Annotated in this window: 16 protein-coding genes; 8 read left to right on the forward strand and 8 right to left on the reverse strand. The window is 44.7% G+C overall.

Annotated elements, in window-relative coordinates; genetic code table 11:
- From NST16_RS10970 to proG, 5 genes are all read right to left on the reverse strand, one after another.
- On the reverse strand, window positions 1-1008 hold the full coding sequence (locus NST16_RS10970; protein WP_268448633.1) for an ABC transporter ATP-binding protein: 1008 nt from the start codon (window positions 1006-1008) through the stop codon (window positions 1-3).
- Window positions 1009-1012: 4 nt separating this feature from the next.
- Window positions 1013-1975 carry a dipeptide ABC transporter permease DppC gene (gene dppC, locus NST16_RS10975; RefSeq protein ID WP_268446417.1) on the reverse strand — a complete coding sequence of 321 codons (963 nt, stop codon included), beginning with the start codon at window positions 1973-1975 and terminating at the stop codon, window positions 1013-1015.
- Between the two features lie 5 nt (window positions 1976-1980).
- Window positions 1981-2907, reverse strand: coding sequence for a dipeptide ABC transporter permease DppB (dppB, locus tag NST16_RS10980; protein WP_010333935.1), 927 nt, complete (start codon window positions 2905-2907; stop codon window positions 1981-1983).
- Between the two features lie 15 nt (window positions 2908-2922).
- A complete protein-coding gene (gene dppA / locus NST16_RS10985; RefSeq protein WP_340886492.1) occupies window positions 2923-3747 on the reverse strand; it encodes a D-aminopeptidase DppA in 825 nt (274 codons plus the stop codon).
- Between the two features lie 127 nt (window positions 3748-3874).
- Window positions 3875-4693, reverse strand: coding sequence for a pyrroline-5-carboxylate reductase ProG (gene proG, locus NST16_RS10990; protein WP_340886495.1), 819 nt, complete (start codon window positions 4691-4693; stop codon window positions 3875-3877).
- A 181-nt stretch (window positions 4694-4874) separates the two neighbouring features.
- Between proG and htrA the strand changes: the two genes are divergently transcribed.
- Window positions 4875-6230 carry a serine protease HtrA gene (gene htrA, locus NST16_RS10995; RefSeq protein ID WP_340888338.1) on the forward strand — a complete coding sequence of 452 codons (1356 nt, stop codon included), beginning with the start codon at window positions 4875-4877 and terminating at the stop codon, window positions 6228-6230.
- Between the two features lie 155 nt (window positions 6231-6385).
- A complete protein-coding gene (locus NST16_RS11000) occupies window positions 6386-6562 on the forward strand; it encodes a hypothetical protein (protein WP_168747531.1) in 177 nt (58 codons plus the stop codon).
- A gap of 120 nt (window positions 6563-6682) precedes the next feature.
- Here NST16_RS11000 and NST16_RS11005 read toward each other — a convergent pair whose 3' ends face one another.
- The 3 genes from NST16_RS11005 to NST16_RS11015 form a co-directional block, all read right to left on the reverse strand.
- The gene (locus NST16_RS11005) at window positions 6683-7654 is read right to left on the reverse strand and encodes a glycosyltransferase family 2 protein (protein WP_340886498.1); all 972 of its coding nucleotides are present in this window, start codon (window positions 7652-7654) and stop codon (window positions 6683-6685) included.
- A gap of 11 nt (window positions 7655-7665) precedes the next feature.
- A complete protein-coding gene (locus NST16_RS11010) occupies window positions 7666-9822 on the reverse strand; it encodes a glycosyltransferase family 39 protein (RefSeq protein WP_340886501.1) in 2157 nt (718 codons plus the stop codon).
- Between the two features lie 280 nt (window positions 9823-10102).
- On the reverse strand, window positions 10103-11053 hold the full coding sequence (locus NST16_RS11015) for a ring-cleaving dioxygenase (RefSeq protein WP_326197183.1): 951 nt from the start codon (window positions 11051-11053) through the stop codon (window positions 10103-10105).
- 394 nt (window positions 11054-11447) lie between these two features.
- Here NST16_RS11015 and steT point away from each other — a divergent pair, with 394 nt between their 5' ends.
- The 6 genes from steT to spoIISC all read left to right on the forward strand — a co-directional run bounded on the left by steT (window position 11448) and on the right by spoIISC (window position 15920).
- On the forward strand, window positions 11448-12764 hold the full coding sequence (gene steT, locus NST16_RS11020; protein ID WP_168747524.1) for a serine/threonine exchanger: 1317 nt from the start codon (window positions 11448-11450) through the stop codon (window positions 12762-12764).
- 276 nt (window positions 12765-13040) lie between these two features.
- Entirely contained in the window at window positions 13041-13658 is a 618-nt protein-coding gene (locus NST16_RS11025) for a DUF47 domain-containing protein (RefSeq protein ID WP_010333926.1), read from the forward strand.
- 12 nt (window positions 13659-13670) lie between these two features.
- On the forward strand, window positions 13671-14672 hold the full coding sequence (locus NST16_RS11030; RefSeq protein ID WP_010333925.1) for an inorganic phosphate transporter: 1002 nt from the start codon (window positions 13671-13673) through the stop codon (window positions 14670-14672).
- A 109-nt stretch (window positions 14673-14781) separates the two neighbouring features.
- Window positions 14782-15528: a type II toxin-antitoxin system SpoIISA family toxin gene (locus NST16_RS11035; RefSeq protein WP_268471127.1), complete on the forward strand. Its 747-nt coding sequence runs from the start codon at window positions 14782-14784 to the stop codon at window positions 15526-15528.
- Window positions 15528-15698 carry a type II toxin-antitoxin system SpoIISB family antitoxin gene (locus NST16_RS11040; RefSeq protein WP_024121090.1) on the forward strand — a complete coding sequence of 57 codons (171 nt, stop codon included), beginning with the start codon at window positions 15528-15530 and terminating at the stop codon, window positions 15696-15698. Before NST16_RS11035 ends, NST16_RS11040 begins: the two co-directional genes overlap by 1 nt.
- A gap of 84 nt (window positions 15699-15782) precedes the next feature.
- On the forward strand, window positions 15783-15920 hold the full coding sequence (spoIISC, locus tag NST16_RS11045) for a three component toxin-antitoxin-antitoxin system antitoxin SpoIISC (RefSeq protein WP_128568473.1): 138 nt from the start codon (window positions 15783-15785) through the stop codon (window positions 15918-15920).
- The last annotated feature ends 19 nt before the right edge of the window (window positions 15921-15939 follow it).

Below are 15939 nucleotides of genomic sequence, written 5' to 3' on the forward strand. Positions count from 1 at the left end.
TTATTCATCCTTCGCTCCCGGCAGCACCACGTGCTCAGCCCGTTTATCCTGAAGCCAGCAGTGAACAGCGTGCGTGCCGGATCGAACGGTTTGATCAGGGTATACCCTGTCGCACACGATCATTCTGCTCGGACAGCGGGCGGCAAATGGGCAGCCCGGCGGCGGTGAAAATAAATCCGGCGGCGTGCCGTCAATCGGAATCAGCTCCGCGTCTTCAAGATCCAGCCGCGGGACGGAATTCAGCAGCCCTTTTGTATAAGGGTGCTGCGGCTTGTAAAATATATCTTTTCTCGTGCCAATTTCCGCTATTTTTCCGGCATACATCACTGCCACCCTGTCAGCAACCTGCGCAACCACCCCTAAATCGTGTGTGATCAAAATGACAGAAACCTTTGTTTTTCTCTGAATCTCTTTAAACAGTTCCAGAATTTGCGCCTGTATGGTGACGTCAAGGGCAGTTGTCGGTTCATCCGCTATTAAAATATCAGGCTCGCAGATCAGCGCCATCGCAATGACAATCCGCTGTCTCATGCCGCCACTGAATTGATGGGGATACTGCTTCAGGCGTGCTTCAGGATCTGGAATGCCGACCAATCTCAGCATAGAAAGAACCTCTTTCTCAGCAGCCTTTTTCTTCATCCTCTTGTGACGAAGAAGCGCTTCTGCCAGCTGGTCTCCGACAGTCAGCGTCGGGTTTAACGCCGTCATCGGATCTTGAAAAATCATTGAAATATCCGCTCCCCTTATGCTCCTCATTTCTCTGTCAGAGAGACGGCAAAGGTCTTTGTTTTTAAATAAAATGCTGCCGTCTGTCACCTTCGCTGAATAGGGCGGGAGCAGTCCCATAATGCTCTGAGAGGTGACGCTCTTGCCGCAGCCCGATTCACCGACAATGGCAAAGGTTTCGCCTTTGTACAAATCAAAGCTCACGCCTCTGACCGCCTGAACCGTCCCGCCGTAAGTCGTAAAAGAAACGTGCAGATCATTGACTGACAGAACTTTCTCCATACAGCTACCTCCTTAGCTTAGGGTCCAGTGCATCCTGCAATCCGTCCCCCAGCACATTAAACGCGTACATCGTTAATGAGATGAAAAAGGCAGGAAAGAACAGGCGCCACCAATGCCCAGATAAAATGGTCGGTAGGCCGTCATTCGCCATCACACCCCAGCTGGCAAACGGTGCTTGAATGCCGAGACCGAGAAAGCTCAAAAATGATTCTGCGAATATGGCGGTAGGTACAGTTAAAGTCATTTGTACGATGATCGCGCCCATTGTATTCGGCAGCAAATTTTTGCGAATGATGCGAAAGGTTTTCGCACCAAAGGTTTTCGAGGCGAGCACATACTCGTAATTTTTTATTTGCAGCACCTGGCCTCTTACAATTCTCGCCATGCCGACCCATCCCGTCACAGTCAGCGCTACGATAATGGTGCCAAGCCCCGGACCCATCAAGACCATCAGCAAAATGACAACAAGAAGATATGGCAGCCCGTACAGCACTTCAATAATCCGCATCATAACACTGTCTGTTCTGCCGCCTTTATAGCCGGCAATGCCTCCGTAAATGACACCGATCAAAAAATCAATCAGTGCAGCCATCACTCCGACAAATAACGAAATCCTCGCTCCGTACCATGTTCGTGTAAACACATCCCGGCCAAGCTCATCTGTACCGAACCAATGATCTGCAGAAGGGGGAAGGTTTTGTTCTGTCAGAGATTGGCGCGCGACACTATGAGGGGATAAAAAAGGACCGACTGCTGCCATCACAAATAGAAATAAAAGAATAAAAAGCCCGGCCATCGCTAGTTTATTTTTCTTCAGCCTCCTCCAGGCATCCTGCGCGTAGGACAAACTCGGCCGTTTGACTGAATCGGTCTCTTGGGTCTTTTCCTGATTCGTAACAAACCATTCGTCCGGCACCTGAACGTGCTGCTGCGGCTGGCGTTCATCTGTTTGTACAGGGAGATTCATACGCTTCACCCTTTCTTATGCAGTTTAATGCGCGGGTCCAGCAGACCGTAGGCCAAGTCGACCAAAAACAGCATCACGATCAAAATGACGCTGTAAAAAACGGTCGTTCCCATAATCACGGGATAGTCCCGCTGATTAATGCTTTCGACAAAATATTTTCCCATTCCGGGAATGGCAAAGATTTTTTCAATAACAAAGCTTCCTGTTAAAATGCTGGCAACGAGTGTTCCCAGTACGGTAATGACGGGCATGAGCGCGTTTCTGAGTGCGTGTTTTACGATAATTTTGAGCGGAGACAGCCCTTTCGCTTTCGCTGTGCGGATATAATCCTGTGTCAGGACTTCGACCATGCTTGATCTTGTCAGCCTGGCGATAATCGCCATCGGTCCAACTGCAAGCGCTGCGGTCGGAAGCACCATATGGATCGGGCTCGTCCACGTAGCGGCGGGAAATAGTTTAAAATTGACGGCAAACTGCTGAATAAGCAACGTCGCCATAATAAAATTCGGGATGGAAATGCCGAGTACCGCGAGGCTCATCGCAGCGTAGTCCAAAAAGCCGTTGCGGCGCAGCGCGGCGGTTACGCCAAGTATCAGCCCTGAGATCACAGCAATGACAATCGCTGCCATCCCAAGTTCGAAGGAAACGGGAAATCCGCGCTCCAGCATATCATTTACACTGTCTGACGGTTTTTTAATAGAAGGGCCAAAATCGAATGTAATGATGGATTTTAGATAGATGATGTATTGGATAATGAGAGGATCGTCTAAGTGATAGTAGGCTTCGAGATTTCTTTGAACCGCTTCATTTGTACCCCTCTCCTCATTAAAAGGAGATCCGGGAATGACCTTCATTAGAACAAAAGTCAGGGTGGTAATGACCAAAATCGTAGCTGCCATTGCCAAAAAACGCTTCATTATATATCTTGCCAAAGCCTTTACACCCCTTTAGCAGAATGATGTTCGCATCGCCAGTTCAGTCATGACAAGCATAGCCTGGTAGGCTTCAAGCATATCCTTCGCCTGAAATTGAACGATTGTGGTTCCCGGTTTGATTTCTGTACCCGGCATTAGATGAGCCCACTCAGCTTGGCCGTAATTGGAAAATTCAATGCTCAATACAGGCCTATCAGGCGGTGTAAGCGGTTTAACTTTATCCTTGTTCTGCAGGGCATATGCGGTTTTTTCTGTCAGCAGCCGGCCGGCTTTCGCAGGCGACATACATTTAACTGCAGATCTTGAAATCGTTTGTTTAACAGCAGCTGTTGTGACATTCGGGATGAGCTCTTCAGCTTCTTTGGCCGCCCGGTCATCACCGGCTACCATTAATACCGGGACATCGTAATAACCGGCAACGTAAGCATTTAATCCAAGCTCACCGACAGGCTGATCATTTATGTAAAAATGACGAACACCGAAAATCATGCTATGGGACATGACACCGGGAGTTGAAGCTCTTGCGTGATAACCGAGAAACAACGCGCCCGTGAAAGTATCATCCAGCCCCTGCACCATTGAAAATGGTTTAACATCGCCGGAAATCAAATCTGCCTCCGGATGAAGCTTTTCAACCATCAGATTATTCATTTTCGAATGGCTGTCATTCACCAGCACCTCCGTACACCCGCTGTTAAACGCTTCGGTAATACAGTAGTTTGCTTCTTCGGTCATGATTAGCCGTCCGCGTTCATAATTACGTTTGCCGGAATCAACAAAGGTATCATCCGGAAGACCTGAAATACCCTCCATATCTACTGACATGTACAGTTTCATAGCGCTCCTCCTTTTTTACTAAATTATGAATATTCTAACAGATTATATTAAAAAAAGAGGAAAAATGCAATATAGCTGGGAAAAATCGCTAACGGTCAGAGATAAAAAAGAATCCTCTTTCAAGGATTCATGTTTCTTTTGCTGCCTGTTCTGTCAGCTGCTCGTATTTTCCGAGTGTTTTTTCAAATACTTGATCAAATACATTCGGCACGGAGGCACGTATCACCGCCGCCCCCTCTCCTGTAATTCCGCCTTTCGTTGCAACACGGTTCAGCGTCTCCTCAAAGGTCATCTTCTTTTCAATCAGCAGCTTGCCTGTCCCATACAGTGAGTGTATCAGGAAATCAAAGGCTTCTTCTTTTGTCAGGCCGCTGTTTCTCACAGCCGCCAGCGCTAATTCTTCAAACACTGCGGCAATGAAGCCAGGAGCAGAGCTCGTCAGATTACTGGCGGCATCCAAATTGGATTCTTTTATTTCCCGCACAGTGCTGAAAGCCGATAACAGTTCATCCAAACGTTCTTTCTTCTGTGCCGCCAGAGCTTCACTGTGAACAACCAGCGAGATGCCGGCTTCTGCTTCAGATGTAATGGCCGGAATCACCCGTGATATTCCAGCTGCCGTTTCAGCCTCTAAAAGCCGCAGAGGCACACCAGCCGCAACGGATACAATATGAGTATTACGGTTCACATACGGGTGCAGCCGGCGCACTGTTTCAATGACATGGAGCGGCGGGACACATATAAAGATCAACGCGCACTTTTCCGCCCATACCTCGAGCGGTTTTGCCGAAACGTTTGGATAGTCAGCGAGCAATGCCTGAAGCCGATCGCCCTTAGTTCTTGTCTCAACAAACAGCTCATTTTCCTCTATTTGTTTATGCTTCAGCAGCTGTCTGGCGATCATATCCGCCATGCTGCCATATCCGATCAATCCGATTGGTTCCATCGTTTCAGCCCTTTCATGTACAATATTCCTTATAAAGTGTACCGGTTTTCGTACTTTTTCACAATTTCCCATAAAGTTTTCATTTTTATCCCACAGTTTTTGTTTATGATAAAATCAAGTCATAAAACTGCCATAATCAAGATGTAATGAGTTGAAAATAGAGAGAAACGGAGTGAACATGATGGATAACTATCGTGACGAAAATAGAACAGAAGGACAAGAGAATGAGGTTTTTTTAACGAAAGAGAATGATCAAAACCCTTCTTACTCAGCCCGCAATGTGATTCATGATCAAGAGAAGAAAAAGCGCGGATTCGGATGGTTCAGGCCGCTGCTTGGCGGAGTCATCGGCGGAAGTCTCGCCCTTGGCATTTATACGTTCACACCGCTTGGCGACCACGATTCTCAGAACGCAGCGAAACAGACGTCCAGCCAGCAGCAAACTCAATCTGTTACAGCTAAAAGCACCTCCTCTGAATCAAGCAAAAGCTCGACGGGCTCAAGCAGCTCATCTGCATTTAAGAGCGAGGATTCTTCTAAAATCTCAGATATGGTGGAAGATCTTTCACCGGCGATTGTGGGTATCACAAACCTTCAGGCTCAGTCAAACAGCTCTTTGTTTGGTTCCGGCTCTGATTCTAGCGAAGATACAGAAAGCGGCTCAGGATCAGGTGTCATTTTCAAAAAAGAGAACGGCAAGGCTTATATCATTACGAATAACCACGTTGTAGAAGGCGCAACTTCACTTAAAGTGTCCTTATACGACGGCACTGATGTGACAGCAAAGCTTGTAGGCAGTGACTCTTTAACAGATTTAGCGGTTCTTCAAATCAGTGATGACCACGTAACAAAGGTAGCAAACTTCGGTGATTCATCGGATCTCAGAACAGGCGAAACCGTCATTGCAATTGGAGATCCGCTCGGTAAAGACCTGTCTCGCACAGTAACACAAGGAATTGTAAGCGGCGTGGATAGAACAGTTTCATTGTCAACATCAGCCGGTCAAACAAGCATTAACGTGATTCAAACTGATGCCGCAATTAACCCGGGTAACAGCGGCGGTCCGTTGTTAAATACAGACGGCAAAATTGTCGGCATTAACAGCATGAAAATCAGTGAAGATGATGTTGAGGGCATCGGATTTGCCATTCCAAGCAACGACGTCAAACCGATAGCTGAAGAATTGCTGTCTAAAGGGCAAATTGAACGTCCATATATCGGTGTCAGCATGCTCGATTTGGAACAGGTGCCGCAAAACTATCAAGAAGGCACACTTGGCTTATTCGGCAGCCAGCTGAATAAAGGCGTATACATCCGTGAAGTCGCTTCAGGCTCCCCTGCTGCAAAGGCCGGGCTGAAAGCCGAAGATATTATCATCAGCTTAAAAGGCAAAAAAATCAACACAGGCAGCGAATTGCGCAATATCCTATACAAAGACGCAAATATCGGCGACACCGTCGAAGTGAAAATTCTCAGAAACGGCAAAGAAATGACGAAAAAAATCAAACTCGATCAAAAAGAAGAAACACCTTCTTAAGAAAAGCGCCTCAGGCCGCAAAAGCGGTCTGAGGCTTTTTGTTAGATAAAAGAACTATCTACTCTATGAAACTTTCTACCGATACACCCGTATATGATACAGGCTGATTTCATTCTAATCAGATGCTTGAAACATTGTTTAAAAGGAGGTATGACATGAAAACCATGGGATTGAGCATGATTTGCGCAGGATTGGCTTTTCTGATGCTAAGCTATCTCCTTCCTGCAGCAACATTGGCATGGGGAGTTACACTGGGGGCCAGTATTCTATTAAACATAACAGGTACGGCTGTGATCATGCGTTTCTTAAAAACCCCTCAATCTAACAGCTAATTTCGCTTGCCTGAACCGCAGTGCAAGCTCACAATCCCTTCTTCTCTCCTTCTCCCTTCCATATCAGCATCTTTACTTTGATACATAAAACCCCTGTCCGTAAAGGACAGGGGCTTCTGGTCAGGACATATGCTGGTCTCTATAGAGTCTTTTATTTTCAATCCCGTACGATTTCTGTACGATGTAAAGCGGCCGGTCTTTGGCTTCATCATAGATTCTGCCGATATATTCACCAATCATCCCCAATATCAGAAGCACGATGCCGCTGAACAGAAGCTGGATGACAAGAAGCGATGACCAGCCGGTAATGGTGCTGTCAGTGAACAGCTTCAAATACAGCACGATAAACATATACAGAAAACCTGCGCCTGACATTAAGACCCCGGCATAGCTTGCCAGCTTCAGCGGTTTATGTGAAAATGTCGTAATGCCGTCCATTGAAAGCTTCAGCATTTTCTTAAGCGGGTATTTCGTTTCTCCGGCAAGCCTTTCATCACGTACATACTCAACTGCCGTTTGTTTGAAGCCTACCCAGCTGACGAGGCCTCGGACAAAAGGATTTTTTTCCTTTAATTTTTTCATTTCATCACAGACTTTTCTGTCCAAGAGACGGAAATCCCCGGTATCTATCGGGATATCAATATCTGTCATGCTGCTGAGAAGCCGGTAAAACATGGCCGCTGTCTGTTTTTTGAAAAAGGTTTCCCCTTTTCGTTTTGTCCGCACGGCGTATATGACCTCATAGCCCTCCTTCCACTTTTCAATCATGTCTAAAATTAACTCAGGAGGGTCCTGCAAATCGGCGTCAATAACGACGATTGCATTCCCCTGTGCATAATCCATTCCCGCTGTAATCGCGATCTGGTGCCCAAAATTCCTGGAAAAATCAATGATTTTCACTCTCGAATCAATCAGACTGTGTTCCCTTAAAATCTCAATACTGCGATCTTTGCTGCCGTCATTGACAAAAAGCAGCTCATAGTTTTCCTTCGTCTGATCCATGACCTCTTTTAAGCGCTGATAGGTTTCATGAATGACAAGCTCTTCATTATACACAGGTATCACAATTGAATATTGAATATGTCTGCTCATGTTTTTTCCTCCTACTCATCAGCATTTAGTTCGTATAATGTAGCTGACTGGTTCATTCCGCCAGGCCCGCCGCCCATTTTGCCGGTTTGGCCTGAAGCGTTGCTCTTGCTTGCCGTACCTGATGAATCAGTCTGATCAGAGCTTGACTGCCATTTATCAGAAGAAACTTTCTTGCCGTTTTCTTGTACCCATTCGACAATTTCATTGTTTCCGCCTTTCGCCATTCCTGAAGCCAAGAAGTATTTTACTTTCCCTTCTTTTACGAGCTTTTTAAATTGAGTCAGCGTGATGGCCGGGTCAGAACCGCTGAATCCGCCGATCGTCATGACGGCCTTTTTCGTTTTGATAATATACGGAGCCGCTGTGTTTGAATCAGTTGTGGCGAATAAATATTCCGCTCCGGAGCTGTTTTCTTCTAAATACTCAATCAATTTTTCATTTACACTCGACTCGTTCATTCCCATGCCTTTTCCGCTGCTTGAAGCGAGCTGCGGCCCTGTTTCAGGAAGAGAGCTGTTCCCTCCGTACAGGAGAGGTGTGCTTGCCCAATAAATCGGCATCACAAGCAATACAAGAAGCCCTGCAAGTGATATATAATATGTGAGCGGTTTTTGGCGCTGTTTTAAAATCAGAAGAGCAATGGCAGATAACGCACCGATAACTCCTACGCCGATACTCCATCCAACACTGATTTGATCGTTGTAGTTTCTCAGAATAAACAATTCAAATCCCGTTGTGGCAACCATCGCCGCCGGCAAAAGCCAAGACTTCCAGCCTGTATGGCTTCGGTATAACTGAACGAGCGCACCCCACCCAGCTCCGACAAGTGCAGCAATCGGCGGCGCCAGCATAATGAGATAATAATGATGGAAAAATTCTGCTACACTGAAGAATCCGGCAATCGGCACAAGCCATGCAACCCAGAACACCGTCTCCTTCTGCTCAACAGATAATCTTCTTCTTTCTCTCGCGCCTGCAATCAGCAAGCCTGCCATTCCAAAAATCGCAAATGGCAGCAGCCAGCTGATTTGATCAGATAGTTCTTGTTGGAAGAGCCGAAGCGGGCCAGGTGTTCCCGTTCCGAACATTCCTGTACCTGATTGCATTTTCGATCCGCCTGAACCGCCCTTACCTCCGTCGCCGCCAGGTCCGCCTTGTCCGTCATCTCCTCCGCCGTTTGGAGGGCCTCCTTGACCGCCGCTTGGCATTTCCCCATTGAATGGCGGTGCCGTCATATTGCCATTTGCAGATTTGTCATCGTTGGATGAGCTGCTGCTTGTTGACTGATTAGGCGGTGCCTGAGCGTCAGATGAACTGTTCTCCGAAGAAGGCATTTCTTTTGCTGCGTCTTTGCTTGACCCGCCCTGACCGCCGCCGGAATTTTGTCCTGTCAGCCGCTGAATTCCGTTGTATCCGAAAGCCAATTCCAAAACAGAGTTGGTCTGGCTGCTTCCGACATAAGGACGTTTGCTGGCAGGGATATTGTCAACGATGAGCGGCCATGATAACGAAACTGCCGCTAATACGACTAATGCACTTCCTAGTGAAATGATTTTTTTCTTGATTGTGGCATTTGCGGCAATCAGGTAGAACAATAAGAAAGCCGGTAAAATCATATAAGCTTGAAGCATTTTTGTGTTGAAACCTGCACCAACTACGAAAAATGCTGCTAACAGCCAGATCAGCTTTCCTTTTCTGATGGCTTTAAAGAGAAGCCATGTAGCCAGCAATAAGAAAAATACCAGTAACGCATCAACATTATTTGTCCGGGCGACAGCCACCGCAATCGGTGTACATGCCATGATGAAAGAGGCGATCCTTGCTGCCGTCTTACCGAATGTCGGTTTTATTAACAGATACATTAAAAGGACAGAACCTACACCAGCAAGTGCCTGAGGCAGGATGACGCTCCAGCCGTGCATACCGAATATAAGGGCGCTGATGGTTTGTATCTGGAACGTAATAGGCGGTTTATCAACCGTTATAAACCCCGCCGCGTCGAATGAGGCATAGAAAAAATTATGAAAGCTTTGCATCATACTTGTGACTGCAGCGGTGTAATAAGGATTCACCGTATCGTCATTCCAGATGTTATAGATATTTAAGAATGCAGATGCGAGCAAAATGAGAATCAGGAAGATGTCCAGCTCGCGCTTTTTCTTTTCCACGTGTGTCTTCACTCCTTTTCGTCTACCTTTGAAATAGTGTAACAAGCAAATGTGAAAAAACTATTAATAAACAAAGGCAATAGTTTTGCCGAAACCAATTCATACGATCTGTCCATAAAAACAAAGGTTTTTGAGTCTTTATCCTGATTCAAATCTGATATTTTCTACCTAATCAGCATGCGGTATATGTCAAGATTTAAGATATTGATAAAAACACACCCGTTTTTGAACAAAAAAAGCCTTCCGGTGACGCCGGAAGGCAAAGAATCACAATATATCGTTATTGAATCGGCTTCAATCTTGCTTCGATTTCCTCTCTTCTATGCTCAAGATAAGGCGGAAGAGCGATGGTTTGGCCAAGCTCATCAATTTCTTCATCAACCATAAAGCCCGGACCGTCTGTAGATAACTCAAACAGAATGCCATTCGGTTCTCTGAAATACAGCGCCTTGAAATAGTAGCGCTCAACGATGCCTGAGTTGCTAAAGCCTTCCTGGCTGATGATGCGGTGCCATCCGGCAAGCTCTTCTTCATCTCTCACGCGAAATGCGACATGATGGACACTTCCTTTTCCTTGACGTTCGCGCGGAAGATCATTTCTTTCAATTAAATGGATTTCTGTGGCCGCACCGCCTTCTCCAGATTCTAAAATGACCGCTGTTCCCTGTCCTTCAACCGGCTCCCGGCTGATCTCTGTAAATCCAAGAATTTTGGTTAATACGTGTAAGGTTGGTTCAGCGTATGGCACTGTCAGTTCAACAGGCCCTAACCCGCGAAATGAAACTTCTTCCGGAATGCCGCTTTGTTTAACAGGCAGACCATAACCTTTGCCTTTCTCATCAGCAGTCAGCACAAGGCGCTGTCCTTCATGATCTTCAAACGCCAATATGTCACGTCCAGCTCTTTGGGCGATACCGCTATGCGCCACCTGATGCTCTTCAAAACGTTCTTTCCAGTAATGCAGCGCGTCTGTGCTTGGAACACGTAATCCAATCGAAGAAATACTGTTTGTTCCCGCATGAAACGGCGCAATGCGGGGAATCTCAAAAAACGTCAGTTCCGTTCCCGGATTTGCCACTTCATCTCCGTAGAATAGATGGTACATCGTCGGTTCATCTTGGTTTACGGATTTTTTGACTAGTTTTAATCCTAATACTTTACTATAGAAATCCAAGTTTTTTTGCGCGTCAGCTGTTAATGCGGACACGTGGTGAATGCCGTTGACTTTCATATGCTGTCCCTCCAGGTCAATTTATCTCGATTTCGAGATATTATATCAAAGCTGTCTATTTATTTTCCTAATTACAAGATATTTTATTCACATACGAAAGTCAACATATCAGCTTCATCTGGGTCCGGCATCCTGCTAAGTCCCGCCGCCAGCCATTTATTGTGTTCATTCTCCACTTGAACACCCTTCATAAAACACGAACAATACAAAAGATTACACTCACCTTTATTCGTTTAAAGAGATAAAAAATAGACGTTTTCACAGATTTCACGAATGTAAATATAGCAATTATCGAAAATCAGAAAATTTATTTTATTTCAGTTTTCTAAAATAGGGTTTACAATATGAAAAATAGATTCTTCATCACGAAGCTTCATCATAGGAGGTTAAGGACATGCATAATGAAGAAAACGGTTTGAAAAAAGAGATAGGCCTCTTGTTTGCCCTTACTCTTGTTATTGGAACCATTATTGGTTCCGGCGTTTTTATGAAGCCCGGCGCTGTGCTCGCTTATTCAGGAGACTCAAAGACTGCGCTATTTGCGTGGCTGTTAGGCGGTATATTAACGTTGGCAGGCGGACTGACGATTGCAGAAATCGGTACGCAGATTCCGAAAACAGGCGGACTTTACACGTACCTTGAAGAAGTTTACGGCGAGTTTTGGGGATTTTTATGCGGCTGGGTGCAGATTATTATTTACGGCCCGGCGATTATCGGTGCACTCGGTTTATATTTTGGATCTTTAATGGCAAATCTTTTTGGCTGGGGTTCAGGACTATCAAAGGTAATCGGTATTATAGCAGTTATTTTTTTATGTGTGATTAACATTATTGGTACAAAATACGGCGGTTTTGTTCAAACACTGACTACGGTCGGAAAGCTGATTCCGATTGCCTGTATCATTATTTTCGGTCTTTGGAAAGGCGATCAGCATATCTTTACGGCAGTAAACGAAAGCATTTCTGATATGAATTTCGGGGCAGCCATTTTGGCTACATTGTTTGCTTATGACGGATGGATCCTGCTTGCGGCTCTCGGCGGAGAAATGAAAAATCCCGAAAAGCTGCTGCCACGCGCAATGACGGGCGGATTATTAATTGTAACAGCAATTTATATTTTCATTAATTTTGCATTGCTTCACATCCTGTCTGCGAACGAGATTGTGACACTTGGAGAAAATGCAACAAGCACTGCTGCCAGCATGCTGTTCGGTTCAATCGGCGGAAAGCTGATCAGTATCGGAATTATTGTCAGCATCTTCGGCTGTTTAAACGGAAAGATTCTTTCTTTCCCGCGTGTGACCTTTGCAATGGCTGAACGAAAACAGCTGCCTTTTGCTGAGAGATTGTCCCGCGTGCACCCGACATTCCGCACACCATGGATTGCAATTTCTTTCCAAATTGCTGTAGCGATTATCCTGATGCTCATCAGCAACCCTGATAAGCTTTCTGAAATCTCTATTTTTATGATCTATATCTTTTACGTAATGGCCTTTTTTGCAGTATTTATTCTTCGGAAACAAACAAAGGGAAAAACGCGTGCTTACAGTGTCCCACTTTACCCGTTCATGCCGATATTGGCGATCGCAGGTTCATTCTTTGTATTGGGAAGCACACTCATTACAGACACATTAAGCTGCGGATTATCAATTCTCATCGGCCTGGCCGGACTCCCTTTGTATTATTGGATGCAAAAACGAAAAGCCAGCTAAAAAAAACGGTTCCCTTGTTTAGGGAATCGTTTTTTGGTGAATCAGAAGATAAATGTTGACAAAAAAAACACAACTTTTGATATACTTTTTACGTTAACCAGAAAGATTTTGCAAACTTGGTTCGTTTTTTTGAGATGAAGTAGGCCAAAATAAGGAGACACGTTTTACTGAAAAAGTCAAGCCGCGTTTTTTTCGACTTTTCCTGTTTTTTTTCGACAAAAGGCTATATAATAATTTGATGTGTGCATTGTTCATTCAAACTATGGAGGGTTTTTAATGATAAGAAGAAAAAAAGATAAGTTCTCACTCCTTTTAACAGAAATTGCAAAGAACATAGACGAAACTGCAGAATATTTTTTGAATTTTAAGGTCACTAACCAAACGACGCTTAAAGAGTTTGCAGATACGTTAAAGGAATATGAAACAAAAGGTGACAATCATGTTCATGTCATGATCAAAGAGCTTAACAAAGCATTCATCACTCCTATTGAGCGCGAGGATATCCTTCAGCTGACAAACAGCCTGGATGATGTGCTTGACGGAATCGAACATTTCTCTGCCATGATGGAGATTTTCTCAATTACTTCATCAGACGAGCATATCGATAAATTCAGCGGCTACATCAGAGAATGCGCGAAAGAAATTTTGATTACCATTGAGCTTCTGGCAGAAAACCGCTTAAAGGATATTCAGCCTCACGCGATCAAAATTAAAGAGTATGAGCACAGCTGTGACAACCTGCACAGAAAATCATTAAAGAATCTTTTCGGAAATGAAACAGATCCAATTAAAGTCATTCAATATCGTGAAATTTACGAAACGCTTGAGGAAATTGCCGATTCTTGCCAAAGTGTTGCCAATAATCTTGAAACCATCATTATGAAAAACGCGTAACGAGGGATAAAAATGGATATTCTATTTATATTAACGATACTAATTGTCATTTTTGCTCTGGCGTTTGATTTCATCAACGGGTTTCATGATACGGCGAACGCAATTGCGACTTCAGTATCAACAAAAGCGTTAAAACCGCGCCATGCCATTATAATGGCGGCAGTGATGAACTTTGTCGGAGCAATGACGTTTACAGGTGTTGCCAAAACCATAACGAAAGATATTGTAGACCCTTATACTTTGGAAAATGGCTCTGTTGTTATTTTGGCTGCTTTAATCGCAGCAATAGCGTGGAACCTGCTCACTTGGTATTACGGCATCCCAAGCAGCTCATCCCATGCCATCATCGGGGCGATTGCCGGTGCAGCCGTAGCGGCAGCCGGATTTACTGCGTTAAATTATAAGGGCTTCATTAAAATCATTGAGGCACTCATTTTATCACCAATTATTGCCTTTGTCCTTGGTTATATTCTTTACACCATCGTCAAGCTGATCTTCAAGGACAGCAATTTGGCGAAAACGAACAAGCAATTCCGCAGAGTGCAGATTATAACTGCTGCCCTGCAATCGTATACACACGGAACAAACGATGCGCAAAAAGCAATGGGAATTATCACAATGGCTCTCATCACAGCAAATTTACATACTTCTGCTAATGATATTCCAACCTGGGTGCAATTCGCCTGCGCGACAGCCATGGGTCTCGGAACTTCAATCGGCGGATGGAAAATCATTAAAACCGTTGGCGGAAAAATCATGAAGATTCGTCCGGTAAACGGTGTATCCGCTGACTTAACCGGGGCAGCCATTATTTTCGGCGCCACTTTTATTCATTTGCCGGTCAGTACAACCCACGTCATTTCTTCATCTATCCTTGGCGTCGGTGCATCACACCGGGTAAAAGGCGTAAACTGGGGCACAGCTAAGCGGATGCTCATTACATGGGTCATCACGCTTCCAATTTCAGCGACACTTGGTGCCATCGCCTACTTTATCTTAAATATGATTTTTTAATGTTTCACCGCTTCTGTCAAAGGAGCGGTTTTTTTGATGAAACAGGAAAACCAGCCGCATTTCTAGAATACAATAATCAGAACCTATTTCAGATGTGAGGGATTGATGTATGCTTTTATTCTTTCAAATCATGGTCTGGTGCACTATGGCCGCTTTAGGCTTTTACGTATACGCCACGTGGCGGTTCGAAGCGAAGGTCAAAGAAAAAATGTCCGCCATCCGAAAAACATGGTATTTGCTGTTTGTTTTTGGTGCCATGATATACTGGACATATGATCCCTCTTCCCTGTTCACAAACTGGGAGCGGTATGTGATTGTCGCTGTCAGCTTTGCTTTAATTGACGCGTTTATCTTTTTGAGTGCTTATGTTAAAAAGCTGGCCGGCAGTGAACTGGAAACAGACACAAGAGAAATTCTCGAAGAAAACAATGAAATGCTCCACATGTATCTCGATCGGCTGAAAACATACCAATATCTATTGAAAAACGAACCGATTCATGTTTATTATGGAAGTATAGAAGCATATGCTCAAGGAATTGATAAACTGCTGAAAACCTATGCTGATAAAATGAATCTGACAGCCAGTCTTTGTCACTATTCGACACAGTCTGATAAAGACCGGTTAACAGAGCATATGGAGGATCCCGCTGACGTACAAACGAGGCTGGATCGAAAGGATGTCTATTACGACCAGTATGGTAAAGTAGTGCTCATTCCCTTTACAATCGAGACACAGAGCTATGTCATCAAACTGACGTCTGACAGCATTGTAACAGAATTTGATTATTTGCTTTTCACATCATTAACGAGCATATATGATTTGGTGCTGCCAATTGAGGAGGAAGGTGAAGGATAATGGAAAACGCGTTTCAAAACGGATGCCATCCACGGGCAAAGAAACCGTTCAAAATCCTGAAAAAACGTTCAACCACCAGTGTCGCAAGCTATCAAGTCAGTCCGCACACAGCAAGAATCTTCAAAGAAAACGAACGGCTGATTGATGAGTATAAACGAAAAAAAGCATGATCACACTAAAAGGACAAGGGAAAACAGCTCTTGTCCTTATTCCTTTTCTTAAGGGGCTACATATAATAAAACAAACAGAGGATAATATCAGGTGATACAGTGAAAAAATTGGTGCGGCGTGTGAAGGTTATTGATTACGGGAGGTTTGGCTTGTCCGGTTATTCGCTTCGGGTGAGAGAGCGGAGTGCGGGAATTCTAAAAAAATTGAGGAAGAAAAAATAAATCCCGGAGCAACTCCGGG

Origin of the sequence: Bacillus sp. FSL K6-1005 (assembly GCF_038000225.1) — a bacterium.
In the GTDB taxonomy this organism is placed as follows: Bacteria; Bacillota; Bacilli; order Bacillales; family Bacillaceae; genus Bacillus; species Bacillus mojavensis.

What these genes read in the sequence shown, in the direction of transcription:
- NST16_RS10970 (WP_268448633.1), bottom strand. Translation starts at nt 1,008, where the DNA reads ATGGAGAAAGTTCTGTCAGTCAATGATCTGCACGTTTCTTTTACGACT.
- dppC (WP_268446417.1), bottom strand. Translation starts at nt 1,975, where the DNA reads ATGAATCTCCCTGTACAAACAGATGAACGCCAGCCGCAGCAGCACGTT.
- dppA (WP_340886492.1), bottom strand. Translation starts at nt 3,747, where the DNA reads ATGAAACTGTACATGTCAGTAGATATGGAGGGTATTTCAGGTCTTCCG.
- proG (WP_340886495.1), bottom strand. Translation starts at nt 4,693, where the DNA reads ATGGAACCAATCGGATTGATCGGATATGGCAGCATGGCGGATATGATC.
- htrA (WP_340888338.1), top strand. Translation starts at nt 4,875, where the DNA reads ATGGATAACTATCGTGACGAAAATAGAACAGAAGGACAAGAGAATGAG.
- NST16_RS11000 (WP_168747531.1), top strand. Translation starts at nt 6,386, where the DNA reads ATGAAAACCATGGGATTGAGCATGATTTGCGCAGGATTGGCTTTTCTG.
- NST16_RS11005 (WP_340886498.1), bottom strand. Translation starts at nt 7,654, where the DNA reads ATGAGCAGACATATTCAATATTCAATTGTGATACCTGTGTATAATGAA.
- NST16_RS11015 (WP_326197183.1), bottom strand. Translation starts at nt 11,053, where the DNA reads ATGAAAGTCAACGGCATTCACCACGTGTCCGCATTAACAGCTGACGCG.
- steT (WP_168747524.1), top strand. Translation starts at nt 11,448, where the DNA reads ATGCATAATGAAGAAAACGGTTTGAAAAAAGAGATAGGCCTCTTGTTT.
- NST16_RS11025 (WP_010333926.1), top strand. Translation starts at nt 13,041, where the DNA reads ATGATAAGAAGAAAAAAAGATAAGTTCTCACTCCTTTTAACAGAAATT.
- NST16_RS11030 (WP_010333925.1), top strand. Translation starts at nt 13,671, where the DNA reads ATGGATATTCTATTTATATTAACGATACTAATTGTCATTTTTGCTCTG.
- NST16_RS11035 (WP_268471127.1), top strand. Translation starts at nt 14,782, where the DNA reads ATGCTTTTATTCTTTCAAATCATGGTCTGGTGCACTATGGCCGCTTTA.
- NST16_RS11040 (WP_024121090.1), top strand. Translation starts at nt 15,528, where the DNA reads ATGGAAAACGCGTTTCAAAACGGATGCCATCCACGGGCAAAGAAACCG.